The 24,367-nt window shown below is 71.6% G+C and carries 27 protein-coding genes and 1 pseudogene; 13 read left to right on the plus strand and 15 right to left on the minus strand.

The window, feature by feature from the left end; all coding sequences use genetic code 11:
- Window positions 1-264: 264 nt before the first annotated feature.
- From QQ657_RS54700 to QQ657_RS54710, 3 genes are all read left to right on the plus strand, one after another.
- Complete coding sequence (locus QQ657_RS54700; RefSeq protein ID WP_284750416.1) at window positions 265-1,050, plus strand: IclR family transcriptional regulator; 786 nt, start codon at window positions 265-267, stop codon at window positions 1,048-1,050.
- A 63-nt stretch (window positions 1,051-1,113) separates the two neighbouring features.
- Window positions 1,114-2,334 carry an NAD(P)/FAD-dependent oxidoreductase gene (locus QQ657_RS54705; protein ID WP_284750440.1) on the plus strand — a complete coding sequence of 407 codons (1,221 nt, stop codon included), beginning with the start codon at window positions 1,114-1,116 and terminating at the stop codon, window positions 2,332-2,334.
- 32 nt (window positions 2,335-2,366) lie between these two features.
- On the plus strand, window positions 2,367-3,104 hold the full coding sequence (locus QQ657_RS54710; protein WP_284750417.1) for a Clp protease N-terminal domain-containing protein: 738 nt from the start codon (window positions 2,367-2,369) through the stop codon (window positions 3,102-3,104).
- 162 nt (window positions 3,105-3,266) lie between these two features.
- On the opposite strand, the gene gnd is transcribed toward QQ657_RS54710, so the two are convergent.
- Together gnd and QQ657_RS54720 are read right to left on the minus strand one after the other, a co-directional pair.
- Entirely contained in the window at window positions 3,267-4,706 is a 1,440-nt protein-coding gene (gene gnd / locus QQ657_RS54715; RefSeq protein WP_284750418.1) for an NADP-dependent phosphogluconate dehydrogenase, read from the minus strand.
- 85 nt (window positions 4,707-4,791) lie between these two features.
- A complete protein-coding gene (locus tag QQ657_RS54720; protein ID WP_284750419.1) occupies window positions 4,792-5,712 on the minus strand; it encodes an MBL fold metallo-hydrolase in 921 nt (306 codons plus the stop codon).
- Window positions 5,713-5,946: 234 nt separating this feature from the next.
- Here QQ657_RS54720 and QQ657_RS54725 point away from each other — a divergent pair, with 234 nt between their 5' ends.
- The 4 genes from QQ657_RS54725 to QQ657_RS54740 all read left to right on the plus strand — a co-directional run bounded on the left by QQ657_RS54725 (window position 5,947) and on the right by QQ657_RS54740 (window position 9,185).
- On the plus strand, window positions 5,947-6,810 hold the full coding sequence (locus QQ657_RS54725; RefSeq protein ID WP_155548665.1) for a helix-turn-helix domain-containing protein: 864 nt from the start codon (window positions 5,947-5,949) through the stop codon (window positions 6,808-6,810).
- Window positions 6,811-6,910: 100 nt separating this feature from the next.
- Window positions 6,911-7,738, plus strand: a complete 828-nt coding sequence (locus tag QQ657_RS54730; protein ID WP_434056872.1) for an SAM-dependent methyltransferase — start codon at window positions 6,911-6,913, stop codon at window positions 7,736-7,738.
- Window positions 7,735-8,583 (plus strand): SAM-dependent methyltransferase, encoded by an 849-nt coding sequence (locus tag QQ657_RS54735; RefSeq protein WP_284750420.1) that lies wholly within the window; start codon window positions 7,735-7,737, stop codon window positions 8,581-8,583. The genes QQ657_RS54730 and QQ657_RS54735 overlap by 4 nt, the downstream gene beginning before the upstream one ends.
- Window positions 8,580-9,185: a class I SAM-dependent DNA methyltransferase gene (locus tag QQ657_RS54740; protein ID WP_284750421.1), complete on the plus strand. Its 606-nt coding sequence runs from the start codon at window positions 8,580-8,582 to the stop codon at window positions 9,183-9,185. Before QQ657_RS54735 ends, QQ657_RS54740 begins: the two co-directional genes overlap by 4 nt.
- Before the next feature lie 66 nt (window positions 9,186-9,251).
- Here the strand turns inward: QQ657_RS54740 and QQ657_RS54745 are convergent, their stop codons facing one another.
- Both QQ657_RS54745 and QQ657_RS54750 read right to left on the minus strand, forming a co-directional pair.
- Window positions 9,252-9,503 carry a hypothetical protein gene (locus tag QQ657_RS54745; protein ID WP_284750422.1) on the minus strand — a complete coding sequence of 84 codons (252 nt, stop codon included), beginning with the start codon at window positions 9,501-9,503 and terminating at the stop codon, window positions 9,252-9,254.
- A gap of 5 nt (window positions 9,504-9,508) precedes the next feature.
- Entirely contained in the window at window positions 9,509-9,778 is a 270-nt protein-coding gene (locus tag QQ657_RS54750) for a hypothetical protein (protein WP_284750423.1), read from the minus strand.
- Window positions 9,779-10,063: 285 nt separating this feature from the next.
- On the opposite strand from QQ657_RS54750, the gene QQ657_RS54755 reads away from it, so the two are divergent.
- Entirely contained in the window at window positions 10,064-10,318 is a 255-nt protein-coding gene (locus QQ657_RS54755; RefSeq protein ID WP_284750424.1) for a DUF397 domain-containing protein, read from the plus strand.
- 131 nt (window positions 10,319-10,449) lie between these two features.
- Here the strand turns inward: QQ657_RS54755 and QQ657_RS54760 are convergent, their stop codons facing one another.
- The 5 genes from QQ657_RS54760 to QQ657_RS54780 all read right to left on the minus strand — a co-directional run bounded on the left by QQ657_RS54760 (window position 10,450) and on the right by QQ657_RS54780 (window position 14,881).
- Entirely contained in the window at window positions 10,450-10,995 is a 546-nt protein-coding gene (locus tag QQ657_RS54760) for a hypothetical protein (protein ID WP_284750425.1), read from the minus strand.
- Complete coding sequence (locus QQ657_RS54765) at window positions 10,988-12,130, minus strand: hypothetical protein (protein WP_284750426.1); 1,143 nt, start codon at window positions 12,128-12,130, stop codon at window positions 10,988-10,990. Before QQ657_RS54765 ends, QQ657_RS54760 begins: the two co-directional genes overlap by 8 nt.
- A 13-nt stretch (window positions 12,131-12,143) precedes the next feature.
- Entirely contained in the window at window positions 12,144-12,536 is a 393-nt protein-coding gene (locus QQ657_RS54770) for a FixH family protein (protein WP_284750427.1), read from the minus strand.
- Window positions 12,533-13,930: a DUF8832 domain-containing protein gene (locus tag QQ657_RS54775; RefSeq protein ID WP_284750428.1), complete on the minus strand. Its 1,398-nt coding sequence runs from the start codon at window positions 13,928-13,930 to the stop codon at window positions 12,533-12,535. The genes QQ657_RS54770 and QQ657_RS54775 overlap by 4 nt, the downstream gene beginning before the upstream one ends.
- A 96-nt stretch (window positions 13,931-14,026) precedes the next feature.
- Entirely contained in the window at window positions 14,027-14,881 is an 855-nt protein-coding gene (locus QQ657_RS54780) for an alpha/beta fold hydrolase (RefSeq protein WP_284750429.1), read from the minus strand.
- 54 nt (window positions 14,882-14,935) lie between these two features.
- Between QQ657_RS54780 and QQ657_RS54785 the strand changes: the two genes are divergently transcribed.
- Complete coding sequence (locus QQ657_RS54785; RefSeq protein ID WP_284750430.1) at window positions 14,936-15,487, plus strand: CGNR zinc finger domain-containing protein; 552 nt, start codon at window positions 14,936-14,938, stop codon at window positions 15,485-15,487.
- Between the two features lie 16 nt (window positions 15,488-15,503).
- Here the strand turns inward: QQ657_RS54785 and QQ657_RS54790 are convergent, their stop codons facing one another.
- Genes QQ657_RS54790 through QQ657_RS54800 form a run of 3 tightly spaced genes read right to left on the minus strand, consistent with a single transcriptional unit; the run spans window position 15,504 to window position 18,309 of the window.
- Window positions 15,504-16,391, minus strand: coding sequence for an oxygenase MpaB family protein (locus tag QQ657_RS54790; RefSeq protein WP_284750431.1), 888 nt, complete (start codon window positions 16,389-16,391; stop codon window positions 15,504-15,506).
- Complete coding sequence (locus QQ657_RS54795; RefSeq protein ID WP_284750432.1) at window positions 16,391-16,966, minus strand: TetR/AcrR family transcriptional regulator; 576 nt, start codon at window positions 16,964-16,966, stop codon at window positions 16,391-16,393. Before QQ657_RS54795 ends, QQ657_RS54790 begins: the two co-directional genes overlap by 1 nt.
- On the minus strand, window positions 16,933-18,309 hold the full coding sequence (locus tag QQ657_RS54800; RefSeq protein ID WP_284750433.1) for an amidase: 1,377 nt from the start codon (window positions 18,307-18,309) through the stop codon (window positions 16,933-16,935). The genes QQ657_RS54795 and QQ657_RS54800 overlap by 34 nt, the downstream gene beginning before the upstream one ends.
- A gap of 90 nt (window positions 18,310-18,399) precedes the next feature.
- On the opposite strand from QQ657_RS54800, the gene QQ657_RS54805 reads away from it, so the two are divergent.
- Entirely contained in the window at window positions 18,400-19,428 is a 1,029-nt protein-coding gene (locus QQ657_RS54805) for a D-cysteine desulfhydrase family protein (RefSeq protein WP_284750434.1), read from the plus strand.
- Between the two features lie 81 nt (window positions 19,429-19,509).
- On the opposite strand, the pseudogene QQ657_RS54810 reads toward QQ657_RS54805, so the two are convergent.
- Window positions 19,510-20,073, minus strand: a pseudogene (locus QQ657_RS54810) (DUF998 domain-containing protein); the annotation flags it as partial.
- Between the two features lie 34 nt (window positions 20,074-20,107).
- Window positions 20,108-20,893 carry a protein phosphatase 2C domain-containing protein gene (locus QQ657_RS54815; protein WP_284750435.1) on the minus strand — a complete coding sequence of 262 codons (786 nt, stop codon included), beginning with the start codon at window positions 20,891-20,893 and terminating at the stop codon, window positions 20,108-20,110.
- Window positions 20,894-21,128: 235 nt separating this feature from the next.
- Here QQ657_RS54815 and QQ657_RS54820 point away from each other — a divergent pair, with 235 nt between their 5' ends.
- Both QQ657_RS54820 and QQ657_RS54825 read left to right on the plus strand, forming a co-directional pair.
- On the plus strand, window positions 21,129-21,338 hold the full coding sequence (locus QQ657_RS54820; protein ID WP_284750436.1) for a helix-turn-helix domain-containing protein: 210 nt from the start codon (window positions 21,129-21,131) through the stop codon (window positions 21,336-21,338).
- Window positions 21,338-21,865, plus strand: coding sequence for a Clp protease N-terminal domain-containing protein (locus QQ657_RS54825; RefSeq protein WP_284750437.1), 528 nt, complete (start codon window positions 21,338-21,340; stop codon window positions 21,863-21,865). Before QQ657_RS54820 ends, QQ657_RS54825 begins: the two co-directional genes overlap by 1 nt.
- Here the strand turns inward: QQ657_RS54825 and yczE are convergent.
- Entirely contained in the window at window positions 21,862-22,515 is a 654-nt protein-coding gene (gene yczE / locus QQ657_RS54830) for a membrane protein YczE (protein WP_284750438.1), read from the minus strand. The genes QQ657_RS54825 and yczE overlap by 4 nt on opposite strands.
- A gap of 61 nt (window positions 22,516-22,576) precedes the next feature.
- On the opposite strand from yczE, the gene yczR reads away from it, so the two are divergent.
- Window positions 22,577-24,025 carry a MocR-like transcription factor YczR gene (gene yczR, locus QQ657_RS54835; protein ID WP_284750439.1) on the plus strand — a complete coding sequence of 483 codons (1,449 nt, stop codon included), beginning with the start codon at window positions 22,577-22,579 and terminating at the stop codon, window positions 24,023-24,025.
- Window positions 24,026-24,367: the final 342 nt, after the last annotated feature.

Genomic DNA, 24,367 nt, shown 5'->3' on the forward strand with positions numbered 1-24,367 from the left:
CGACGGCGGGACTGACGAACATCCCCGTCACGCCGTAGTCAGAGGTGCATGGCCAGCCACAGGGCCACCCACGCCGCGGGGGGGGGGCCCCCGCCCCCCCCCCCCCCGCACCCCGCCGCGGGGGGGGGGCCCCCCCGGGGGGGGGCCCGGGGGCGCCACGCACGTTGGCACCTCTTCGGGCGGAGTAGGGGTTGGCCGCCGCCCGACTCTGGGCGGTTCAGCCGCGGGTTGCGGGCCTGGCCGGTGGTGCGAAGACTGATCTCCATGCGACACAGCGCGCGGCGGCCGCCGTCGGTCGTGGATCGCGTCCTCGATCTGCTGGGGGCCTTCACGGCCGAACGGCCGCGGCTGACGCTGTCCGAACTCAGCCGACGCGTCGGGCTTCCGCTGTCGACCACGCACCGGCTGGCCGGCGAGCTGACCCGGCGCGGCGCGCTCGTCCGCGACGAAGCGGGCGCCTACCGCGTCGGGCTGTGGCTGTGGGAAGTCGCTTCGCTCGCTCCGCACGGCGCGGAGCTGCGGGAGAGCGCGATGCCGTTCCTGGAGGACCTTTACGAGGCCACGCACCAGAACGTGCAGCTCGCCGTGCTCGACGGGCCGGAAGTCGTCTACGTCGAGCGCATCTCGGGCCGCGGCGCGGTCAACGTCCTGACGCGCGTCGGCGGCCGGCTGCCCGCGCACGCGACCGGCGTCGGCCAGGTGCTGCTCGCGCACTCCCCGGCCGAGGCCCAGGAAGAAGTCCTGGCCGCGCCGCTGAAGGCGTTCACGACGAAGACGATCAGCTCCGCTTCGCAGCTGCGGCGGGTACTCGCCGACGTCCGCCGTGACGGCTACGCGATCAGCGACGGCCAGATCGAGCTGATCTCCCTGTCGGTGGCGGCCCCGGTCTACGACTCGACGGACGAGGTCGTCGCGGCGATCTCGGTGGTCGTCCCGGCGGAGGGGACGGACCCGCGGACGCTGGTCCCGGCGGTGCGGGCCGCGGCGCGGGGGATCTCGCGGGTGCTCGGGGCGCCGCGGGCGTTGAGGACCAGTGGAGAACCCCACTGATCACCTTCGCTCCTCGACGATCCGGGCGGGGTGTGCTCAGATGAAACCATGGGTGAGCAGGGAGTGAGCACCGTTCTCGTGGCCGGGGCGGGGCAGAGCGGGTTCCAGGCCGGGGCGTCGCTGCGGGACCGGGGTTTCGCCGGCCGGGTCGTGCTGGTCGGGGACGAGCCGGGCGTGCCGTACCAGCGGCCGCCGCTGTCGAAGGCCTACCTGGCCGGGACCGCCGGGCTCGAGCAGTTGCACCTGCGCGGCGAGGACTTCTTCGCGGACAAGGACATCGAGCTGGTCGCGGGCCGGATCGCCGCGGTCGATCGCGAGGCTTCGCTGGTGCGTCTCGAAGACGGCACCGAACTGGCGTACGACCACCTGATCCTGGCCACCGGCGCGCGCAACCGGACGCTGCCCGTCCCCGGCTCGGACCTGCCGGGCGTGCTGACCCTGCGCACCCGCGACGACGCCGACCGGCTGCGTGCTTCGCTCACCGCCGCGGAAAACGTCGTCGTGGTCGGCGGTGGCTTCATCGGACTCGAGTTCGCCTCGCACGCCGGCCGCCCGGTGACGATCGTCGAGGCCCAGGACCGGCTCCTCAACCGCGTCGCGACGCCCGAGATCTCCGCTTACTTCGCCGCGCTGCACCGCGAAGCGGGGCACACGGTGCTGCTCGGCCAGGGAGTCTCGGCGTTGCACGGTGACTCGCGGGTGCGCGAGGTCGAGCTGTCCGACGGGAGCCGGCTGCCCGCCGACCTGGTCGTCATCGCCGTCGGTGTCGTGCCGGAGACGACGCTCGCCGCGGCGGCCGGGCTCGCGGTGGACAACGGCGTCGTCGTCGACGAGCACCTGCGGACTGCCGACGAAAAGATCTTCGCGATCGGCGACTGCGCGAACTTCCCGTGCGTGCAGGCGGGTGCGGCGACGCGGCTGGAGTCCGTGCAGAACGCCGTCGACCAGGCCCGGTGCGTGGCCGCGGCGATCACCGGGGCGGCCGAGCCGTACGTGAGCCTGCCGTGGTTCTGGACCGACCAGTCCGGCGCGAAGCTGCAGATCGCCGGGATCCTGGCGGACGCCGACCGGACGGTGGTCGCGGGTGACCGCGAGGCGGGCAAGTTCTCGGTGCTGTCCTTCCGCGACGACGTCCTGATCGCGGTCGAGTCGGTGAACCGGCCGGCGGACCACATCGCCGCGCGCCGCCTGTTCACGGCCGATCCGCACCCGGCCTACGCGGACCTGGCGGCGAGCGAGTTCAACCTCAAGGAGCACTTGAAGGTGGCGTCAACCCGTAGTTGACGATCCGAGATCGTCAACCTACAGTTGACGGCATGACCCCACCTGAATATCCCATCAAGCTCGACGACCTCATCTCCGCCATCAAGAGCAACAACGACAAGGACGCGCTGGCCCAGCTGTCCGACGCCGTCTACATGGGCGAGCACCTGGGCGAGCTCGCCGACCACCTGATCGGCCACTTCGTCGACCAGGCCCGCCGCTCCGGCGCCTCCTGGACCGAGATCGGCAAGAGCATGGGCGTCACGAAACAGGCGGCCCAGAAGCGGTTCGTGCCCAAGGTGGACCCGGGGGGCGACGTCTCCGGCGCGATCGAGCGCGTCTACGGCCGCTACACCGACCGCGCTCGGCACGTGATCGTCGCGGCCCAGAAGTCGGCCATCGACAACGCCAGCCCGGCCATCGACACCGTGCACCTCGTGCTGGGCCTGCTCACCGAACCCGCGGCTCTCGCGGCCGGCGCGATCCTCGCCCAGGGCGTCACGCTGGAGACCGTTCAGGAAGCGGCCGAAGCCCAGCTGCCCGCACGGGTCGACGCCGTGCCCAGCCCGACGCCGTTCAGCGCCGAGGCGAAGAAGGCGCTGGAACTGACGCTGCGCGAAGGGCTGCGGCTGGGGCACAACTACATCGGGACCGAGCACATCCTGCTGGCGCTGCTGGAGCAGCGCGAGGGCGTCGGCTTCGAGGTGCTCGACGGCCTGGGGATCAAGAAGGACAAGGCCGAGGAGAAGATCGTCGCGGTGCTGGCCGAGATCCTCGCCGCGCGGGGATGAGACCGCTCTGGCTGGCCGCGCTGCTCGCGTTGCTGCTGGTGACGCTGCTCTGACCGGGCGGGACCAGGGGGTCTTCCCGGTCAGGCAGGCGGTAAAGCCGTTAAGGCCACCTTACGGGCGTCAGACGCCCGTAAGGTGGCCTTAACGGCACTTGAGCAGGGGTCAGGCGTCGGACTCCGGGCGGCCGTCGGCGGCCCAGGCCGTGTGGAACGAGCCGTCGCGGTCGACGCGGCGGTACGTGTGCGCCCCGAAGAAGTCACGCTGACCCTGGACCAGCGCCGCCGGCAGCCGGTCCGCGCGGAGGCCGTCGTAGTACGCCAGCGCCGTCGAGAAGCCCGGCGTCGGGATGCCCAGCTTGACCGCCGTCGAGATCACCGACCGCCACGAGTCCTGCGCGTCCTCCACGGCCTTGCGGAAGCCGCCCGAGGTGAGCAGGGTCGGCAGGCCCGGCTCCTCGGCGTAGGCCGCGGTGATGTCGTTGAGGAACTTCGCGCGGATGATGCAGCCGCCGCGCCAGATCGAGGCGACCTTGCCGAGGTCGATGTCCCAGCCGTACTCCGTCGCGCCGGCCTGGATCTGGTTGAAGCCCTGCGCGTACGCGACGACCTTCGACGCGTACAGCGCCTGCTCGACGTCGTCCGCGAAGCGCTCCAGCGACGAACCCGTCAGCGGCGCCCGCGACGGGCCGCCGAGGCCACGGGCCGCCGCGCGTAGCGACGTCGAGCCGGACAGCGAACGCGCGAAGACGGCTTCGGCGATGCCCGAGATCGGGACGCCCAGGTCGAGGCCGATCTGCACGGTCCAGCGGCCGGTGCCCTTCTGCTCGGCGGCGTCCGCGACGACGTCGACGAACGGCTTGCCGGACGACTTGTCGACGTGCGCCAGCACGTCGGCGGTGATCTCGATCAGGTAGGAGTCCAGCCGGCCGGTGTTCCAGGTCCGGAACACGTCGGCGATCTCCGCGGGGGAGTAGCCGCCCGCGCCGCGCAGCAGGTCGAACGACTCCGCGATGAGCTGCATGTCGGCGTACTCGATGCCGTTGTGCACCATCTTGACGAAGTGGCCGGCGCCGTCCGCGCCGATGTGCGTGCAGCACGGCTCGCCGTCGACCTTGGCCGAGATGTCCTCGAACAGCGGGCCGAGGGACTCGTACGACTCCTTCGAACCGCCGGGCATGATGCTCGGCCCGTGCAGCGCGCCTTCCTCGCCGCCGGAGACGCCGCTGCCGACGAAGTGCAGCCCGCGCTCGCGCAGGGCCTTCTCACGGCGGCGCGTGTCGGCGAAGTGCGCGTTGCCGGCGTCGATGATCACGTCGCCCTCTTCGAGCAGCGGCGCGAACTCCTCGATGACGGCGTCCGTCGGGCCGCCCGCCTTGACCATGATCACGACCTGCCGGGGCCGCTCCAGCGCGTCGACGAACGCCTGCGCCGAGTACGCCGGGATGAAGTCGCCCTCGTCGCCGAACTGGTCCACCAGCGTGCGGGTCCGCTCCTCGGACCGGTTGTGCAGGGCCACCGTGTGCCCGTGCCGCGCCAGGTTCCGGGCCAGGTTGCGGCCCATGACCGCCAGGCCGGTGACCCCGATGCTCGCCTTCTTGCTCATCCGCATCCTTCCGAAGACTCTCTCGATTCAGACACTAGTCCGATCGACGCCTCAAGGAAGGGCACGGAGCGACGGCTCACTCAGTTCAGGAGAAGCAGCGGATCGGGCCCCGGTTGATCGCGACCATGTCCGTGACGGCGGCGACCAGATCGATCTGCGCGCCCCACTCGGCGCCGTCCAGCTCGGCGTACGCGCGGTGCAGGTTCCCCGGCAGCCGCTCCTGCTCGCTCAGCGCCGCGAACTCCCCGAGGTCCGTCTCCTTGGCCAGCTCCAGCGGCGACAGCCCGGCGGCCTTCCCGCGCTCGGCCGTCTCCTGGACGAACGCCAGGTACCGGTCGACAGCCTCCACCGTGGCGAGGTCGCACGGGCCGCCGTGCCCGGGCAGGATCACGTCCGGCTCGAGCTCCCGGATGACGTCCAGCCCGGCGCGCCAGCCGGCCACCGAGCCCATCAGCGCGAACGGGCTACCACCGTTGAACACCAGGTCACCGGCGTACAGCACGCGCTGCTCGGGCAGCCAGACCAGCACGTCGTTGGTGGTGTGCGCGGCGTGGCCGGGGTGGATCAGCTCCAGGGTGAGGTCGCCGGCGTGCACGGTCAGCCGGTCGTCGAACACGACTTCCGGCGGCCGCGACCGCAGCTCGCCCCAGTCGCTGCCGACGAAGATGCCCTCGAACGTCTGGATGCCCTCGGCGACCATCAGCTCGCGCGTCTTGCGGTGCCCGATGATCGTCGCGTTCCCCACCAGGTAGTTGCCGTTGGTGTGGTCGCCGTGGTGGTGGGTGTTCACCAGCGTCGTCACCGGGCTGCCGGTGGTGGCTTCGACCGTCTCGAGCAGCGCGCGCGTGCGGCGCTCGGTCGAGCACGTGTCGATCAGCACGGTGTGGTCGCCGGCGTCGACGAACCCGCAGTTGTTGATGTACCAGGAGCCGTCCGGCTGGACGTAGCCGTGGACGCGGTCGGCCAGGCGGGTGACGGCGGCGGCGGAGGGCGAACGATCGGTCACCGGGCCAGTCTGCCCGAGACCCGGCTCCGCCGGTTGGCGGAAAAATTAGGAATTTCGCTGGTCCAGGCGAGTGAAGACACAGGTGACTGGCGTTCCGCGGCGTTTCCTGGAACGCTGCGCGATGTCATCATCGAGATCCGCAAGGTGAAGCACTAACCTGGGTGGGTTCGATAGTTCGCGTGAGACGGCGGCCTGCGGCCGCCGTCGCTTGTAGTGGTCCGGGAGAGCAGGGCGATGGCCAGCACCGTCACCTCGCGCCGGAAGCAGCTCGGGAACGAGCTCCGGCATGCCCGCACCGCGGCGCGGATGACACAGCAGCAGGTCGCCGAGGTCCTCGGCTGCACCCAGGGCAAGGTCAACAAGATCGAGTCCGGTGCCGTCGGGGTGAAACTCGGGGATGTGCGATCCATGCTGAACGCGTTCGGGATCAACGGCGAAGAGGCCGACACGCTGATGAACCTGGCGCGGGCCGCCGCCGGGCAGCGCGGCCACTGGTCGGGCTACCGCTCGGTGGTGCCGCACTGGTTCCGCACCTTCACCGACCTGGAGCCCGCGGCCGCGGAGATCCTCACCTGGCACGGCGAGCGCATCCCCGGTCCGCTGCAGTCCGAGCACTACATGCTCAAGCAGTTCACCGAGGCCGGCGCGACGGACGTGACGTCGCTGGTGCGCAACCGGCTCGACCGCAAGGCGGTGTTCGAGCAGCAGCAGCCGCCGTACTACCGGTTCATCATCAGCGAGGGCGCGCTGCGCCGGGCTCCCGGCGGGTACGCGCCGGCGGTGATGCTGGACCAGGTCGAGCACCTGCTCTCGCTCGAACGGCACCCGCGGGTCTACGTCCACGTGCTGCCGTTCGGGGCCCGGCTGGCCGCGGTGCCCAACGACTTCACGATCATGCGCTTCCCGGACCGCACCCGGGACTTCGTCTACATCGAGCACTCCGCCGGCGGGCTGTACCTCGACGACGTCAAGGACTTCAACATCTTCGTCGACTCGTGGGACCGGCTGCGGGGCGCGGCGCTGGAGCGGCAGGAGACCCGGCAGTTCCTCAAAGAGCTCGCTGAGGGTTACCGCGGCCAGATGCAGCAGCTCCAATAGGGCGAACGGCCGCGCGAAGAGTCCCAGGCGGTGAACAACTGTCGGTAGAGTGACTCTGTTGTGCCCTAATCCACCGGAAGTACCGCCCGAAGGGGACATCGTGGACCCCGAGTTCCTCCCCGACGCCGTCGACCTCGAGCGGCCGAACGTGGCGAGGATCTACGACTGGGCGCTCGGCGGCACCGCGAACTGGGCGGTCGACCGGCAGTACGGCGAGCTGGCCGTGAAAGCGTTTCCGCTGGCGAAGACCCTGGCGCGTGGCAACCGCGACTTCCTCGGCCGGGCCGTGCGCCACTGCGTCACCGAGGGCATCACGCAGTTCCTCGACCTCGGGTCCGGCATCCCGACCGCCGGCAACGTCCACGAGGTCGCCGACGACTACGCCGACGACAGCCGCTGCGTCTACGTCGACAACGAGCCGGTGGCCGTCGCGCACGGACGGATCCTGCTCGAAGAAGAGGGCGACCCGGAACGGCACGCCGTGCTGCACGCCGACCTGCGCGACGCCGAGGAGGTCTGGGAGGCCGCGCTGGCCACCGGCGTGCTCGACCCCGAGCGGCCGATCTGCCTGCTCAGCGTGGCTGTGCTGCACTTCCTGCCGGACGTCACCGGCGTGCGCGAAGCCATCCGCGACTACCGGACGCTGCTCGCTCCCGGGTCGGCGTACGTCCTCTCGCACGCGACCGAGTCCGGCGTCGAAGGCGACGAGCTGGCGCAGATCCGGCGGCTCGTGAAGCTGTCGGAGCGGTCGAGCTCGCCGGCGGTTTCCCGGTCGCTCGACGAGATCGCCGCCTTCTTCGGTAACTTCGACGTCGTCGACCCCGGGATCGTGCCTGTGGGAGAGTGGCGCCCCGAGCCCGGCGCCGCCCCGGTCCCCCTCGCGAGCGTGGTCGGCGGTGTCGGCCGCAAGCCTGGAGGACGGAAATGACGACGCAGGATCCCGAAGCCCCCGAAGGCGTCGACCTCGAGCGGCCGAACGCGGCCCGCATCTACGACTGGTTCCTCGGCGGCGACGCCAACTGGGCCATCGACCGCCAGTTCGGCGAGCAGGCGGTCAAGACGTTCCCGATGATCAAGACGGTCGCCCGCGTCGGCCGTGACTTCCTCGGCCGCGGCGTGCAGTACCTGGCGCGCAACGGCATCGACCAGTTCCTCGACCTGGGGTCGGGCGTGCCGACGGTCGGGAACGTCCACGAGGTCGCGGCCGAGGTGAACCCGAACGCGCGGTGCGTGTACGTCGACAACGAGCCGGTCGCGGTGGCGCACTCGCAGGTCCTCCTGGAGAAGGAGGGCGTGGCCGACCGGCACGCGGTGCTGCAGGGCGACCTGCGCGACCCGGCCGACATCTGGAAGCGCGCGCTCGAGACCGGCGTCCTCGACACGAACCGGCCGATCGGCCTGATCATCGTCGGCGTCCTGTACTTCCTCGGCGAGGACGAGCCGGTGGCCGAGATCATCCAGAAGTACCTGTCGCTGCTGCCGTCCGGCTCGTACTTCCTGTCCTCGCACCTGACCACCGAAGGTCTCGACGCGCTGGCCGACCAAGACAGCCGTGCGTCGATCGTGGAGCAGTACAACAAGTCCAGCACCCCGCTGTACCTGCGCAGCAAGGCGGAGTTCACGTCGTTCTTCGAGGGCCTGGAGCTCGTGGAGCCGGGCATCGTCTACCTCCCGGAGTGGCACCCGGAGGAGATCGAGTCCCGGGCGACGAGGAAGCTCGCGAACGACCCGGCGTTCAGCGGCCACATCTGCGGCCTCGGCCGCAAACCGTGACAGCGGCTTACGACGCGGTCGCCGTCCGGTACGCGGAGTTCGTCCGCGACATCTGGGACGGCGACCCGCTGGACCGGGCCGCGTGGGCGGCGTTCGCGGACTACGTGCGCGGCCGCGGCCCGGTCGCCGACCTCGGGTGCGGCCCCGGCCACCTGACGGCGCACCTGCGCTCGCTGGGGCTCGACGCGTTCGGCGTCGACGTGTCGCCGGAGATGGTTTCGCTGGCGCGGGCGGCAGAGCCGTCCTTGCGCTTCGAGGTGGGCTCCATGGCGGCACTGGACCTGCCCGACGAGTCGCTCGCCGGGATCCTGTCGTGGTACTCGGTGATCCACACGCCGCCGGCGGAGGTGCCGCGGTACTTCGCCGAATTCACCCGGACGTTGGCGCCGGGTGGTCACGTTCTGTTGGGGTGCTTCGAGTCCGGGGACGGCCCGGTCTCGGAGTTCGACCACAAGGTCACCACGGCGTACCGGTGGCCGCTCGGCGAGCTGATGGGAATCGCGGCCGAAGCCGGTCTCGTCGAGGTGGGCCGGATGTACCGCGAGGCCGTCGACGGGGAGCGTCCCTTCCGCCAGGGACGGCTGCTGCTGCGGAAACCGTAGCCGGGAACGGCGAGAGCCCCGGTCCGCGCAGGGGACCGGGGCTCTTCGTCGTGGTGGGACAGCGGTTCAGGCGCGCGACCCCACCCGGCCGCGCAGGAGCGGGCTCAGGTCGATCGCGGTTTCGAGGGGCCGGGTGGTCCGGACCCCGTCGGAGTGGCGCTGCAGCGGGAGGTCCTGGTCCGTCGCCCACGTCGTGGTCTTGCGCAGGGGCGCCTGGATCAGGCTGAAGCCGAAGCGGTTCCTCAGTTCGTTGCCGATTCCGCGGCGGCCACGGTGCTCCTCCTCGCGGCGGAACAGCGAGTTCATCCGGACGGCCATCTCGTCTACACCCCCAGCTCTCGTCGCGGTGACCGGGCGCGTTCGCCGCCGGTCAGTCCGAGACAGGGTTCACACGGCATGCCGGCCCCGGGGGCCAGCCATTCCACGTCGGCACGGGAAAGCGCTTCCCCGCACTTGGTTCGGACCAGCTCGCTCGTGCTCCCGGTGACGTCCAGCCCGAAGACGTGGACCACCCGGCGGGCCTCGCCTGCGGTTCCCGCGGCGAGCCTGCCCACGACCAGAACGCCCGGTGGCGCACTGTCCTCGACGATCATGCTGATCCTCCCCCATGAGGTCCTGCAGTGGTGGTTTGGTCGTTCGTCAACCAGTGGCCTGCGTTCGGGGACCGCCCGTCGCATGCAGGCAGTCATTCACCGACACCAGCGCCCCGGCCGATGCGATTAATCCTACTCCTGGAATAATCTTCATGTCGAGGCCGGACCTAGTTGATCACCCGCTTGGCCGTGTGGCGTACTCCATTGAGACACTGAGTAGCCGGACGCGGGTACTTTTGACCTGGTCCCGGCCGCGCCCCCCATCGATCCACGGAGGTACGACCCATGGCGGATTATCCGTCGTTCGCGGATTACGATCCGAACACGGCCGTGTCCCTGTTCCGAGAGGCCGCCTGGGAGAAGTCGTTCGCCAGCGAGCCCAACGGTGGGAGCTGCGTCGAGGTCAACCTCGGCCGCGAAGGCCTGATCGGGGTCCGCGACACCAAGCTCGCGACCAGCCCCGTCTTCGTGTTCGACACCGCCGAATGGGAAGCGTTCCTGATCGCCGTGAAGGCCGGGCAGTTCGACTTGCCCGCCTGATCCATCCCCCGTGGCGGTGATCATGATCACCCGCCCGTGTACTGGAATCGCGAAGGCCCCCTTCCCGTCTCTGGTGAAGGAGGCCTTCGCGACAGCGCGGATACGTCCGGACGCCGATTGTGAGGGGAATCTCACCCGATCGCCGGAAGCCCACCTCCGCGCAGCCGGCTCCGGGTCCGGCGCCAGGCCACCACGACCAGCACCACGAGCCCGATCAACGGCAGCGTGCTGATCGCCCAGCTCAAGCCCATCGGCGGCCCCGGCTGTTCGAGCACCGGCAGCCCGCGCAGGTCGCCGGTGCCGGACCCGGCCGGGCCGTTGACCGCGAAGTGGAACGTCCACTCACCCGGCCGTGGCATCGAACGGACGTCGAGACCCCACACGTCGAGCTTGCGCGGGTGGCGGACCAGCGGCTGCGTGCGGTTCTTGCCGCCCTCCGGGTTGATCATCGTGAGCGTGCCGGACTTGTCCTCGATCCCGCCGTCGGGGATGAACGTGAAGTCCAGCGACTGCATGGCTTTCAGCGGCCAGGTGCTGAACCCGATCGTCATCCCGTACGGCCCGGCCTGCACGTGCTCGGTGTGCACGATGTTGACCGGCTCGTAGGCGTTCGCCGGTGCTGCGGTGGTGAACAGCAGCCCGGCGACGGCGGCCAGGGCGAACAACGTCTTACGCATCAGCGGTTTCCCCCTTCTTCGCGGGCGCCAGCAGGCAGAGCATCCCGCCGAACCGCCACCCGGCGAACCCGCCGAGCAGCCCCAGCGCCGCGCTGAGCACGGCGGTCGTCGTCAGGTACCAGGCCGGCGGCAGGTGCGCGCCGGTGTAGAGCAGGGTGCGCTGGATCGGCAGGCTCAGCCCGATCAGCAGCCCGGCGACGCCGCCCGCGATCACGGACACCCGGCCCGCGGACCACCCGCGGCGGCGGCCGGCGAAGTACGCCAGCTCCATCAGCGCGGCCACCGGCAGCAGCGCCATCGGTGTCAGCGACGGCATTTCCGGCACCCCGGAGATCGCGTCGCGCATCGGCAGGCCGACGAGGTCCGCGTACGCCTGGGCCGCCCACGGCGAGAACCACCAGAAGACCGCCTGCACGGCCGCGACCATCGCCGCCGTGCCGACCGCCCCGCCGGGCCGGCGGAAGAACCCCGCGCCGACCGCGACGAGCAGCACCGCCATCATCGAGCAGCCGATCGAGACGGCGTCGGCGTAGTCGTCCGGCACCTGCTGCAACCCGAGCGCCAGCACCGGCCCGAACGTGAGCAGCACGGTCAGCGAAGCCAGCGTGCCGATCCGCCCCCAGCGGTGCTCCCGCGCCGCCGCGAACACCGCGGTCGTGCCGATCAGCGACACCGTGATCGACAGCAGCAGCCCGATGTGCGGCGGCGAGTCGATGACCGCGTCGAAGCCGTAGAGCCCGTGCCACCACTGGTCCCACAAGCCGTACAGCAGGAACGTGGCCGCGCCGACGCCGGAAACCAGGTAGCCCAGTGGCGCCGCGAACGTCTTGCCGAACACGTTGACCACGCGGCCGCCGATCCGCGGGTCGACCGGCCGTCCCGCGCGCCGCGCCGCCGTCGTCAGCAGCACGACGGCGAGGCTCGCCAGGCCGACGACCGCGCTGCCCGCGTACAGGAACAGGTGCGGCAGCGTGAAGAACGTGTCCGGCCCGACATCGCTGTGCCACTGGATGTCCCAGGTCAGCCCGACCAGTGACAGCAGTGACCCCCCGAGCACGACGTTCGCGGGCAGCAAGCCCGTTCGCGCCTGTTTCGCCACCGACGTGGTGTGCACGCCGGATGCGGTGAGATCCATCCCCCGACCCTTTCTACTTGACCAGCAACGGAAAAACGACTTGGGCGGGGCCGCCGGGCCCGCGCAGGGACACCGCGATCTCCCACTGCCCGGACATCGGCAGCGCGACACCCGTGGCGCGGAACCGGCCGGAGCTTTCCGCCACGGCGAGCACCGGGGTGAACGCGTGTCCCATCTGCGCCATGACCGGTTCGACCAAGACGCTGTCGGGCGCGGGTCCGGTCACCGCGACCGCGAACGTGTTGCCGCCGATGCGCGGCGGGTCCGCGGAGAACTGGACCGTGTACGGCCCGGAAACCGCTTGCTGCGTGGTGGCTTTCGCGTCACCGGCGGGCCAGAGCAGCCAGGCGGCGCCGGCCGCGACCACCAGCGCGACGACGGCGATCAGCACCTTGGGGCGTTTCATCGTCCGGCTCCTGTCGTCGGGACGTCGACCACGGCGGGGATGGTGAGCACGCGGTAGCCGCGTTCGGCCTGCAGCCAGATCCGGTACCGGCCGGGCGCGGCGAAGGTGTAGGTGAAGCTGACGTCCGGGCCGTAGGCGGCGACGGTCTCGTCGGGGCGGTCGAGCTGGCCCGCGACCGGCGGGATCATCGCGTGGACGTGCGCCCACGTCGGTGCCTTCGCGGCGTCGGTGCCCGGTTGCCCGGTGATCGGCCCGGCGACGATCAGGTGGCCGAGCATGCCCAGCCACGGCTGGAGGTCCTGGGTCTTGAAGTGCGCGGTGATCGTGGTCGGCGTGCCAGGGGTGATCGTGAGGTCGACGGGGGAGCCGTCGACCGTCCGCGGTCCGGCGCCGGGTGGTTCGGGCGCGGGGGCGGCGGTGCCCGTCAGGTCCACAGTGGATCGGACGAGCTGGGTTCCGCCGCCGCGCCGGACCAGCTCCGCCGCGACGGTGTACGTGCCCGCTTCCGGATCGGCCACGCTGACGCGGTAGTCGCCGGGGCCGACGCGCACCGGGTGCAGGTGGCTCATCCGGCCGGACGGCGAGACCAGCACCAGGTGCACGAGTGCGTTGTCGTGGATCAGCAGGTCGTCGACCGGGCGGCCGGTGGCGCCGTCGGTGAAGTGCAGCGTCAGCTCGCCGCGCTCGGCTTTGACGGCGAGGTTCACCGGCGGCCGCGAGTAGTCCACTGTGGACAACTGGGCGTTGGCGTACGGGTCGGTGACGTTGTCGTAGGTCGGATCGAGCTGGCTGCCGGGCGCGGGCGGCGGGGGAGTGCTCGCCGACAGCAGTGCGCCGGTGACGGCGACGGCGATCGCGGCGACCGCACCGCCGGCCGGGATCAGCGCGAAGGCGGTCCGTTTCGCCTTCATGCCGACGACCAGCGCGAGCAGCAGGAACACGCCCGCGGCGACGAACCCGCCGTAGGTGGCCTTCTCCCACGGCGGAACCACTCGTGCGGGGACGATGAACGGGATGGTCGCGGTGGTCCCGCTGCCGTCGTTCAGCGACAGCTCCCACGGCCCCGGCTTGTCGACTTGAAGATTTCCCGGGTAGACACCCGGTTCGGTGCCGAGCACGACGTCCCCGCGCGAAGTCACGACGCCGTCGGCCGCGACGGCCAGGTGCAGCGTGCCGGGCGCGGTGCCCTGGTGGGTCACGACGTCGACCCGCAGCGGCGACGGCGTGACGTCGACCCGGCGGATGATCACGGTCAGCTCGCGTGCGCCGAGCGTCTGCGCGACCTGGACGTCGGTGCCGGACGGCGCGCCGTCGGCGCGCGCGGTCCCGCCGGCCAGTGCGATCCCCAGCACGGCCAGCAGCATCAGCAGTACGGCTCTTGGTTTGGTCCCCATCGTGGGATCGAACCTAGCGACGGCGGACTGTGCCGGGCGTCACGGCGGGGAGGGAACTCCGGTCCCCAGTGCGGGGGACCGGAGCCCCCGGGAGTCTCAGGGGTGCAGGAACCTCCGCAGGTGGGCGACGACTTCCGCGGGCTGCTCCTCGGGCAGGAAGTGACCGCATTCCCCGAGTGCGACCCCGGTGACGTCGTTCGCGTACTCCTGCCAGATTTCGAGGGTCGGCAGGGTGCCGAGCAGGCCGTTCGCGCCCCAGAGCGCCAGAAGTGGCTGGGTGATGCGCTTTCCGGCGTCGTAGTCGGCGTCGTCGAGCTCGGCGTCGTCCGGGAAGGACGCGCGGTAGTCGTCGAAACCGGCGCGCAAGGCGCCGGGCTGGGAGAAGGCGCGGACGTACTCGGCGACGGCGTCGGCGTCGAGGTGGTGGCGCTGGTAGGTCCAGCGTTCGAAGAAGTAGCCGAGGTAGGCGGCGATGTTCTGGCCGGCGAGCAGCTCGGGGAGGTCGGGCTGGAGGTGGAAGAGCCAGTGCCAGTAGGCCTTCGCGACGCCGGTGTCGAGACGCTGCCACATCGCGCGGGTCGGGGCGATGTCGAGGACGGCGAGGCGGTCGACCTGGTCCGGGCGGTCGAGGGCCCAGCGGTGGGCGACGCGGCCGCCGCGGTCGTGCCCGGCGACGGCTGTTTTCGGGTATCCGAGCTGGTCGGCGAGGGCGGCGACGTCGGCGGCCATGGTGCGTTTGTCGTAGCCGGTCCGGGGCTTGTCGGTGCGACCGTAGCCACGCAGGTCGGGGGCGATGACGGTGTGCGTCTCGGCGAGCGGCTCGAGGACGCGGTGCCAGCAGTGCGACGTCTGCGGCCAGCCGTGGAGGAGGAACAGGGGCGGGCCCTCGCCGGCCCTGACGTAGTGCATCCGGATGCCGTTGACCGTGGCCGTGCTTTCTAACCTGTTCATGCGGTTAGAAGGTAGCGGCCCTTCTAACCGTTCGCAACGGTTAGACTGCGAGACATGGAGTGGGTCTTCGACGGCGGACGGCCGTGCCTCGACCTGGTCAACACGCTGCGCAGCCGGCACGACGGCGGTGTCGAGCTGCTGACCGGGCCCGACGCGCTGGCGGAGTGGCTCGCGCTCGCGGGTTTCACCACAGGCCCGGTGCCCGTGACGGCGGGGAACGTGCTGGCGGCGAAGGCGTTGCGGGAAGCGATCGACCGGGTGCTGCGGGCGCCCGAAGCGATGGACGTCGGCCTGGTGAACAACGCGGCGGCCTCGGCGCCCGCACCCCCACCGCGCCTGGTCTTGGCCGCCGGAGGCCTGCGTCGCGAGGTCCCGGCGCCGAAGGACCCGGTGGCCTCGGCGTTCGCGACGTTGGCGGCGGACGCGATCGACTTGGCGACGAGCGAGGCATCGGTGCGGGTGTGCGCGGCGGACGACTGCGGGCTGCGGTTTTGCGACGCGTCGCCGAGGCGGAACCGGCAGTGGTGCTCGATGGCCCGATGCGGGAACCGGGCCAAGGCCCGCGCCCACTACGCCCGGGTCAGCGGCCGAGACGAGTGTCCATGAGGGGCACCCTCATGGACTAAAAGCCATGAGGGTGCCCTTCATGGCTTGTCTTCGCGCCGGGGCCGTTGCCGCCTATCAGGCGTTCGTAGGCCTTGGGGTGGGCGCGGAACCAGACGTTCAGCTTCCCGATCCACCGCATGTGCGCGGTCCGCAGCCCCGCCGGGATCGGCGTCGCGAGAATTCGCACCACGCGGGCGAGGCGCGCGAACCGCCGCTGGTCACGGGAAGTCCACTGTAGACCGACGCGATCACGCAACCCGGGCGGCAAAGTCGCCCGGAGCAGGAACATCTGGGTCCGGGCGTGCCATCGCCACCACGAGTCGGGCAGCCAACGCACCGGCTTTGCCACCGTCCGGATCGTCTCGAAGAGCTGATCGATCGTCGGGTTCCCGGCGAAACCGGCCACCATCTCGTCGTAGTAGCGCTCGAACGACACCCAGTCCGGCGGCAGGTCACGCTCGCGCACTCCGAGCAACCGCCCGATGGCGCGCATCTGCGCGTAATACTCGTCGAGTTCCGAAGTGGACAGCGGGCGGCCGAAGAACCGTTGAGCGTCAACGGGAACCTTCACCAGCGTCGCGTGCACCCACGCGTACGCTGCAGGATCCAAAGCGCTGTACCGGCGTCCATCCGACAAACCCGTGAACGAACGGTGCAAAGCACGCAACCGCGCGGCCTCCACCCGGGCACCCGCGACCCCGCCGTAGACGTAGATCGAAAGCGACGCGCCCGTCCGCATCAGGCGCGTCCACGGATCCGACGTGTAGTCCGAATGATCGCGCACCCCTGCCGCGACGACCGGGTGTGCCACCTGCAGCACCAGGACCTGGCCGGCCAGCAGCCCGTCGCGGAAGTCGCCGAAGTACTTCCACGCCGCCGTGCCGCGGACGATCGGCCGGGCCATTACGCCCCGCGAAGCAGCATCATCAGCGGCTCGGCAACCGGCGTGTCCGTCTCGCCCGTCGCCAGCCGACGCAGCTGCAGCCCGGCGATCAGCGCGACGACCGGCCCGGCCAGCCGCCGCGGCTCCGGCACACCGATCGCTTCGAGGATCGTCACGGCCAGTTCGTCGTACGCCGCGAAGCAGCGCGAAGACGCTTCGTGCAGCTCGGGATCGCGGGCGGACTGGAGGTACAGCTCGTGTGCGCCGAGCTCGTCGGCGCCGAACGGCAACTGCGCGATCACGTGCTCGACGACCGACGCGGCCTGCTCGACGCTGAGACCGTCGGCGCGGTAGCCGTCGACGATCGCGCCGAGCTTCGTGGTCTCCTCCGCGGCGAACATCAGCATCGCTTCGCGCAGCAACGCCGTCTGGCTGGGGAAGTGGTAGGTGAGCGTGCCGAGCGAAACGCCGGCGGCGGCCACGATCCGGCGGTTCGTCAGCCCGCCGACCCCGTGCTCGCCGACGACCGTCAGCGCGCCGCGCAGGATGGCTTCCCGGGTGCTTACCAGCTTGTCTCGGGATGCCGCTCCGGCCACCGTTCGACCTCTTCCAGTTGCGCGGCGAGCGAAACCAGCCGCTCCTCGGCGTGCGAGGGGCCGAGCAGCTGCGCGCCGAGCGGCAGCCCGCCGTCCGTCAGCCCGGCCGGGACGTTGACCCCCGGCCAGCCCAGCACGTTCCACGGCCAAGCGTACGGGCAGGCGGCGATCATGGCCTGGTCGGTCTCCCAGCCGGACAGCCCGTCGAACGTGCCGATCGGCGGCGGCGGGGTCGCGGTCGTCGGGGTCAGCAGGACGTCGACGCGGCCGAAGACCGAGCCGATCCGGCGGTGCAGCCCCGGCTCCAGCGCCCGCGCGAGCCGCAGCGCGGGCCCGGCCAGCAGGCGGCCGTGGCCGGCGTTGCTGCGGGTGCGCGGGTCGAGCCCGGCGCGGTCGGGCACGCGCAACGTCCAGTCGCGGACGCCGGTGAGCGAGCGCGGCAGGAACGTCAGGCCGATCAGCCCGTAGTCCGGCTCCACCTCGACGATCTCGTGGCCCAGCCCGGCGAGCGACTCCGCGAGCCGCCGGACACTCGCTTCGACGACCGGGTCGAGCCGGGTTTTGGTGGCGGTGAACGGGATCCGCGTCGACAGCCCGATCCGCAGCCGGCCGGGTTCGCGCGCGGCGGCGGTCCGGAACGTGCGGCCGGTGGCGGCGACGACGTCCAGCAGCAGCGCGGCGTCTTCGACGGTCCGGGCGAGCGGGCCGAGCACGGTCAGGCCGTGGAACAGCTCGCCGTCGGTGGGGATCCGGCCGCGCTGGGTCTTGATGCCGACGAGCCCGGTCCACGCGGCCGGGATGCGCACCGAGCCGGCGCCGTCGGAACCGAGCGCGGCCGCGATGGCCCCCGACGCCACCGCGGCCGCGCTCCCACCCGAGGAACCGCCGGGCGTGTGCCCGAGGTGCCACGGGTTGCGTGTGGTCCCGAACGCCAGCCCTTCGGTGAACGGCCATTGGCCCAGCTCGGGGGTGTTGGTCTTGCCGATGATGACCGCGCCGGCCTCACGCAGCAGCGCGACGGCGGGCGCGTCGGTGGTGGCGCACGGGAACTCGCCGACGCAGCCGAACGACGTGGGCAGGCCGGTGATGTCGACGTCGTCCTTGATCGCGACGGGCACGCCGAGCAGGGGTTTCCGGTCGCCGGCCCGGAGCCGCTCGTCCGCCTCGGCCGCTTCGGCGAGCGCCGCGTCGTCGCGCAGGTGCCGGAAGGCGTTGAGGACGGGCTGGCTGGCGTGCGCGCGCCCGAGCGCGGTCGCGGTGAGCTCGGCCGAGGTGACTTCACCCGCGGCGAGCTGCGCTGCCTGCGCGGCGAGACCGGTGAAGTCCAGGCTCGTGGCGGTCATGGCACCTCCCGGGCGCTCTCGTTCGTTCGAACGAACGTTACCGGATACCGATGGTTTTCGGCTACTCTCCGGGCGCTCTAGAGTGAACTGATGACGTTCGACTTCGCCGGATTCCCCGACGCCGCACTCGCCGCGATCCGCCGTGTCGACCTGGGCGGCTGGCCGACGCCGCTGCAGGAAGCGCCGCGGCTCGGCGAAGCCCTCGGCCTGCGGAACCTCTGGCTGAAACGCGACGACGTCCACCCGCTCGGCGCCGGCGGCAACAAGCTCCGCAAGCTCGAGTTCCACCTCGGCGCGGCCCAGGAAGCCGGCGCCGACACCGTGATCACCTTCGGCGCGCTCCAGACCAACCACGGCCGCCAGACCGCCGCCGCGTGCGCGAAGCTCGGCCTGCGCTGCGAACTCGTCCTCACCGCGAAGGTCCCGCGCGACGGCGACGCCTACGAACGCTCGGGCAACATCCCGCTCGACAAGCTCTTCGGCGCGACCGTCCACGTCTGCGCCGACGGCGAAGAGACCGGCCGCACCTACGACCGTCTCGTCGCCGAAGCCGCCGCCGACGGCCGGAAGGTCGCCACCGTCCCGGTCGGCGGTTCCAACGACCTCGGCGCCCTCGGTTACGTCCGTGCCACGCTCGAACTCGCGAAGCAGCTTGAAGAACGCGGTGTCGAGCGCGCCCACCTCGTCGTCCCGCACGCCAGCGGGGGCACGGCGGCCGGTGTCGTGCTGGCCACCGGGCTCCTCGGGAACCTCGGCGTCGGCATCGCCTGCGTCAGCCACCCGCTCGACGAGGCCACGGAGAACCTCCGCGACCTCGTCGGCGGCGCGGCCAAGCTCCTCGGCGTCGAACCGCCGTCGTTCACGCACGCCAAGATGAGCGACTCCACTCTCGGCCCCGGCTACGGCATCCCGACCGACGCGGTCTGGAACGCGCTACGGCTTTTCGGCCGCACCGAGGGGGTTGTGCTCGATCCGGTTTACACCGGCAAGGTGGCCGCCGCGCTGGTCGAATGGGCCGGCCACTTCGCCCCGGACGACCACGTGGTGTTCCTGCACACCGGCGGGATGCCCGGCTTGTACGGCTACGCGCCCGAATTCGCGGCGGCCGTCGAAGGCTGACTCGAGCCGGGTCGCGACCCGCAGCAGCGTGAACAGCAGTGCCACGTCGGCGAGCAGCAGCAGCCGCTGCATGACGCCGATCGGGAACGCGTCCGAGATCTCCGGGAACGGTCCGATTTCGGCCTCGCTCAAGCGCACCAGCACGAAACTGACCGCGAACAGCCCGAACGCGACCGCGCTCAGCCGGACCGCCCGCACGACGGCGACGCGCTCCGGCCGTCCCCGCAACGGTTCCAGCAGCGAGATCGCCGCGCCGGGCAGGCTCAGGAACGCGACCAGGCACGCGTAGAGGTGGATCTCGCCGCTCACCGGGTCGGGTGCTTCCGGGTAGCTCGCCGGGAACACCGCGGCCGCGGCCAGCCCGAGCGACCAGAGCGCGAGCAGCAGCCGGGTCGTCCGCGACAGCGGGACGCCGGCGGCGTGCAGCGCGCCGAGCACCGCCAGCGAACCGATGGCCAGCGACAACACGCTCGCGGCGAGCATCCCTTCGCCCCGGTCGGTCACGGTGTAGCTCGACAACGTGTCGTACACCGGGTTGTGCGAGCTGACGATGTGCAGCACCACAGCCGTGAACAGCCCCCAGCCGAGCGCGCCCAGCGCCACGAGCCGCCACGGTCTCGTGCGCTTCCCCTGTTCCGTCCCCATGTCTCCAGGTTCTCGGAGAACGCGGCGGTCGTGATCAGGGAAGACCCTGAATTCCCCCGGATGCGAAGTCGATCAGCACCAGGGCCTGGTCGTCGTGGCACTTCGGCCGCGGCCAGCGGGCGCCGTCCGGGTCCTGCTTCTCCGCGGTCCGGACGGCGTCCAGCACGGCGTCCGGACCGTCGGTGCGGGTGACCGCCAGGACATCGCGCCAGTCGAACAGCCGGTACTGGTCGACGCCGATGGAGACGCCGTCACTGGCGAGCAGGACGGCGTCGACGTCGGCTCGCGGCCAGCTGCGGCGGACGGCGTGGGCGGCCGCGCCGGGATCGGCTTCGGCGACCCAGAAGCCGTCGTGGGCGTTGCGCCGGCGCCGGACGTCCGCGCCGGTCTGGAGCATCCCGCGCCGCCGCAGCCGGGCGAGCCGGTCGTCGGAGACGACGTCGACGCCGAAGCCGCCGAAGCCGATCACCGGGCTGTCGGCCAGCACCAGCGCTTCCACGCGGTCTTCGAGCCATCGCACGCCGGCGACCGTGCTCGACGGCGACTGCTGCGGGCGCAGGGCGTTCTCCGCCGTGACGACGGCGATCGCGCCGGTCAGGAGGTCCGTCAGGTCGGCTTCGGGTGTCGCGCGCAGGTCGTCGGCAAGGCGGCGGGCCAGCCGTTCGGCGTACCAGCCGCCCGGGGGTTGCGAGGGGTCCGACGAGGTGGCGCCGTCGAGGACGAACACGGCGTTGTCCAGCACGACGACGTGGTCTTCGGTCGGGCGGGGGTGGCCGTCGGCGCCCACCCCGGCCCGCTCGGCGAACACGATCTCGGGCATCACCCGACTCTACGTCGCCGGTCCGGGACCTACGCGCCGACGCTGTCGACCATGCTTCGCCGGCGGACGAGGTCGGGCGCCCGCCTCACCCGAGTGTCTTGAATGAGTCATTCAGGTCTTCGGAGGTCCTGAATGACTCATTCAGGACCCGGCGAACCGCCGCCGCACCGCGTGCCACATCGGACACTGTCAACTCAGGTTGACAAGCCCAAGATGTCAACGTAGGTTGACAGACATGACGGAAGCGACGGACCTGGCCGCCCGGGCCGGCGACCGCGATCCCCGGGTGGGACTGCGAGCGGTCGCCGCGCTCCGGCGGCTGGTGGAACAACTGGAGGCCGTGCAGGTCCGCAGTGCGCGGATCAACGGCTGGTCGTGGCAGGAGATCGCCGCCGAGCTGGGGGTCAGCCGGCAGGCCGTGCACAAGAAGTACGGGAGGCACTGATGTTCGAGAGGTTCACGGCGGACGCGCGGATGGCGGTCGTCGAGGCGCAGATCGTGGCGCGGGAGTCCGGTTCGGTGGAAATCCGGCCGGTGCACCTGCTGGCCGGGCTGGTCAAGACGGACGTCCCGTTGCTCGCCGAGCTGGGCATCTCCGCGGAAGAAGTCGCCGCCGAACTGGCGCGCACCCGGCGCCGCGGCGGGGTCAGCGACGCCGACGCCGAGGCGCTCACCGAGTTCGGCATCGACGTCGAGCAAATCGTCGAACGCATCGAGCAGACCCACGGCGAGGGGGCGCTCGCCGGCCGGCTCGGGCCGGCCAAGCGCGGGCACATCCCGTTCACGTCACAGTCGAAGAAGACCCTGGAGCTGAGCCTCAAAGAAGCCGTCAGGCTGGGGGACAAGCACCTCGGGCAGGAGCACATCCTGCTGGCGCTGGCCCAGCAGCGGGACACCGACGACGTGCTCGCGAGGCGCGGCGCCGACTACCCGACGCTGCGGCGGGCGGTGCAGCAGCGCAAGGCCGGCTAGTGACCTTGCTGCTGCTCCTGCTCTTCGGCGGCGCGGTCGCGCCAGGTGGTCAGCGGCAGCAGTGCCTGGGTGAGCGGCCCGATGGCCAGTGCGTAGAGCACGGTGCCGATCCCGACCGTGCCGCCGAGCAGGAAGCCGACGGCGACCACGGTGACTTCGATGCCGGTGCGCACCAGCCGGACCGACCAGCCGGTGCGCCCCGCGAGCCCGGTCATCAGGCCGTCGCGGGGGCCGGGGCCGAGCCGCGCGCCGACGTAGGTGGCGGTCGCGACGCCGTTGAGCGCGACGCCGCCGGCCAGCAGCGCGATCTGCCAGCCGAGTTCGTGCTGGTCGGGGAGCACCGCGCGAACCAGATCGACCACCACCGAGATGACGACGACGTTCGCGATGGTCCCGATCCCGGGCCGCTGGCGCAGCGGGATCCACAGGAGCAGGACGACGACCGAGATCAGCCCGGTCACCGTGCCGAAAGTCAGCCCCGCGTGCTTCATGACGCCCTCGGCGAGCACGCTCCACGGCTCCAGGCCGAGGCCGGCGCGGGTCACGAAGGCGACGCTGGTGCCGTAGAGGGCGAGGCCTGCGAACAGCTGGACGCTGCGGCGGACGGGGTTGCGGGAGATCCGGACGGGCCGGAGATCGGTCTGAGCCACGACTCCACTATCGGCGTGAAGTGGCCTTGTAAACCATAGCCAATTCCAGGATATTGGCCTTATGGATCCCGTCATCCCGGTAGGTGGACGCATCTCCGGCCCTCGATTGGCCGTCATGCTGGGCTCGTGGCGGCAAGGTGGGTCCCGCCAGGGGTCGGTCGATCTGGCCGCCGCCATCGAGCTGCAGGTGCTGGACGGCCAGCTCCCGCTCGGCACCCGGCTGCCCGCCGAGCGCGAGCTGGCCGACGCGCTCGGCGCCAGCCGGACGCTGATCGGCGCGGCCCTGGACCGGTTGCGGGAGAACGGGTTCGTCGCGAGCCGCCGCGGCGCGGGGTCGTGGATCGCCGCGCCCGGACGGCGTCGCCGCGGGCCGCTCGCGCCGGTGGGGGACGGCTCGATCGACTTCACGCACGCGTCCTCGCCGGCCATCCCGGGCACGGCGGCGGCGGTCGACGCGGCCCGCGTCCGGCTCGCCGACCACCTGGGTGACCACGGCTACCAGGAACGCGGCCTGCTCGGCCTGCGGGAGAAGATCGCGCGGCGCTACACCGAACGCGGGCTGCCGACGACGCCCGCGCAGGTCATGGTCACCAACGGCGCGCACCACGCGTTCGTCCTGGTCCTGCGGATGCTCTCGGGCCCCGGCGACCGCGTGCTCGTCGAGCAGCCGACGTACCCGAACGCGCTGGAAGCGATCCGCGCCGCGCACGCGATCCCGGTGCCGGTGGCGCTCGACCCGGCCGGGCCGCGCGGCTGGGACATCGCGGGTGTCGACGCGGCGCTGCGCCAGGCGAACCCGCGGTTCGCCTACCTCGTCGTCGACTTCCAGAACCCGACCGGCCTGCGCCTGGACACCGAAGGCCGCGAACGGCTCGGCGCGGTGCTCTCCCGCGCGCGGACCCCGGTCGTCGTCGACGAGACGCTCGTCGAGCTGGACCTGGAAGGCGACCCGCTCGACGGCCCGCCGCCGCTGGCCGCGTTCGCCGGCGACCTGGCGATCTGCGTCGGCTCGGCGTCGAAGACGCACTGGGGCGGGCTGCGGCTCGGCTGGATCCGCGCGTCGGAGGACCTGCTCGGCCGGCTGGTTTCGGCGCGCTACGCGGTCGATCTCGGGTCGCCGGTGTTCGAGCAGATCGTGCTGACCGAGCTGCTGGCCGACGAGACCGCGCTGGCCCGCCGGCGCGAGGAGCTGCGCGGCTACCGCGACGCCTTGGCCGGCGCGGTGCACCGGTACCTGCCGGACTGGACGTTCACACTGCCGAAGGGCGGCCTGTCGCTGTGGTGCCGCATGCCGGAGCCGGTGAGCTCGCGGCTGGCGGTGGCGGCGGCGAGCCACGGCGTCCAGGTGGCGCCCGGTTCCCGCTTCGGCGTCCACGGCGGCCTGGAGCGCTGGATCCGGCTGCCGTTTTCCCTGCCGCCGGACAAGATCGACGAGGCGGTCCGGCGGCTGAGCGCCGCGGCGGCGTCGGTCAGCGGCACCCCGGCCTCACTGGACGCGCCGATCGCCTGAAAAACGAACCGGTGCGCTGGATGCGAGCCTGCTCCCAGGGATGGGCGGCGTTCGTGAGCATCCAGCGCACCGGTTCGGTGTTCACACCCCCGTTCGCGGACGTGACCCCGCTCGCGGGTAACCGCTGGCTTCCCGGCACAGCCCCTCGACGTGCCGGGAAGCCCGCGGTTCAGGTGCGCTCTCGGTACTGCGAGATTCCGCTCGGCGCGGTGAGCGAAAACTCCCGGAGCACACCCGGTGTGGGTCCCGGGGGGGGGGGGGGGGGGCGGCCCGCGCGGCGGGGGGGCCCCCCCCCGCGCGCGGGGGGGGGCGGGGGGGGGCACATGGGTGTGGTGGGGTGGG

The organism is Amycolatopsis ponsaeliensis (assembly GCF_030182635.1).
Taxonomy (GTDB): domain Bacteria; phylum Actinomycetota; class Actinomycetes; order Mycobacteriales; family Pseudonocardiaceae; genus Amycolatopsis; species Amycolatopsis ponsaeliensis.

Bases quoted from the DNA above. Each gene is read 5' to 3' on its own strand.
- QQ657_RS54700 (WP_284750416.1), top strand. From the start codon at position 265: ATGCGACACAGCGCGCGGCGGCCGCCGTCGGTCGTGGATCGCGTCCTC.
- QQ657_RS54710 (WP_284750417.1), top strand. From the start codon at position 2,367: ATGACCCCACCTGAATATCCCATCAAGCTCGACGACCTCATCTCCGCC.
- gnd (WP_284750418.1), bottom strand. From the start codon at position 4,706: ATGAGCAAGAAGGCGAGCATCGGGGTCACCGGCCTGGCGGTCATGGGC.
- QQ657_RS54725 (WP_155548665.1), top strand. From the start codon at position 5,947: ATGGCCAGCACCGTCACCTCGCGCCGGAAGCAGCTCGGGAACGAGCTC.
- QQ657_RS54735 (WP_284750420.1), top strand. From the start codon at position 7,735: ATGACGACGCAGGATCCCGAAGCCCCCGAAGGCGTCGACCTCGAGCGG.
- QQ657_RS54745 (WP_284750422.1), bottom strand. From the start codon at position 9,503: ATGGCCGTCCGGATGAACTCGCTGTTCCGCCGCGAGGAGGAGCACCGT.
- QQ657_RS54750 (WP_284750423.1), bottom strand. From the start codon at position 9,778: ATGATCGTCGAGGACAGTGCGCCACCGGGCGTTCTGGTCGTGGGCAGG.
- QQ657_RS54755 (WP_284750424.1), top strand. From the start codon at position 10,064: ATGGCGGATTATCCGTCGTTCGCGGATTACGATCCGAACACGGCCGTG.
- QQ657_RS54760 (WP_284750425.1), bottom strand. From the start codon at position 10,995: ATGCGTAAGACGTTGTTCGCCCTGGCCGCCGTCGCCGGGCTGCTGTTC.
- QQ657_RS54765 (WP_284750426.1), bottom strand. From the start codon at position 12,130: ATGGATCTCACCGCATCCGGCGTGCACACCACGTCGGTGGCGAAACAG.
- QQ657_RS54770 (WP_284750427.1), bottom strand. From the start codon at position 12,536: ATGAAACGCCCCAAGGTGCTGATCGCCGTCGTCGCGCTGGTGGTCGCG.
- QQ657_RS54775 (WP_284750428.1), bottom strand. From the start codon at position 13,930: ATGGGGACCAAACCAAGAGCCGTACTGCTGATGCTGCTGGCCGTGCTG.
- QQ657_RS54780 (WP_284750429.1), bottom strand. From the start codon at position 14,881: ATGAACAGGTTAGAAAGCACGGCCACGGTCAACGGCATCCGGATGCAC.
- QQ657_RS54785 (WP_284750430.1), top strand. From the start codon at position 14,936: ATGGAGTGGGTCTTCGACGGCGGACGGCCGTGCCTCGACCTGGTCAAC.
- QQ657_RS54790 (WP_284750431.1), bottom strand. From the start codon at position 16,391: ATGGCCCGGCCGATCGTCCGCGGCACGGCGGCGTGGAAGTACTTCGGC.
- QQ657_RS54800 (WP_284750433.1), bottom strand. From the start codon at position 18,309: ATGACCGCCACGAGCCTGGACTTCACCGGTCTCGCCGCGCAGGCAGCG.
- QQ657_RS54805 (WP_284750434.1), top strand. From the start codon at position 18,400: ATGACGTTCGACTTCGCCGGATTCCCCGACGCCGCACTCGCCGCGATC.
- QQ657_RS54815 (WP_284750435.1), bottom strand. From the start codon at position 20,893: ATGCCCGAGATCGTGTTCGCCGAGCGGGCCGGGGTGGGCGCCGACGGC.
- QQ657_RS54820 (WP_284750436.1), top strand. From the start codon at position 21,129: ATGACGGAAGCGACGGACCTGGCCGCCCGGGCCGGCGACCGCGATCCC.
- QQ657_RS54825 (WP_284750437.1), top strand. From the start codon at position 21,338: ATGTTCGAGAGGTTCACGGCGGACGCGCGGATGGCGGTCGTCGAGGCG.
- yczR (WP_284750439.1), top strand. From the start codon at position 22,577: ATGGATCCCGTCATCCCGGTAGGTGGACGCATCTCCGGCCCTCGATTG.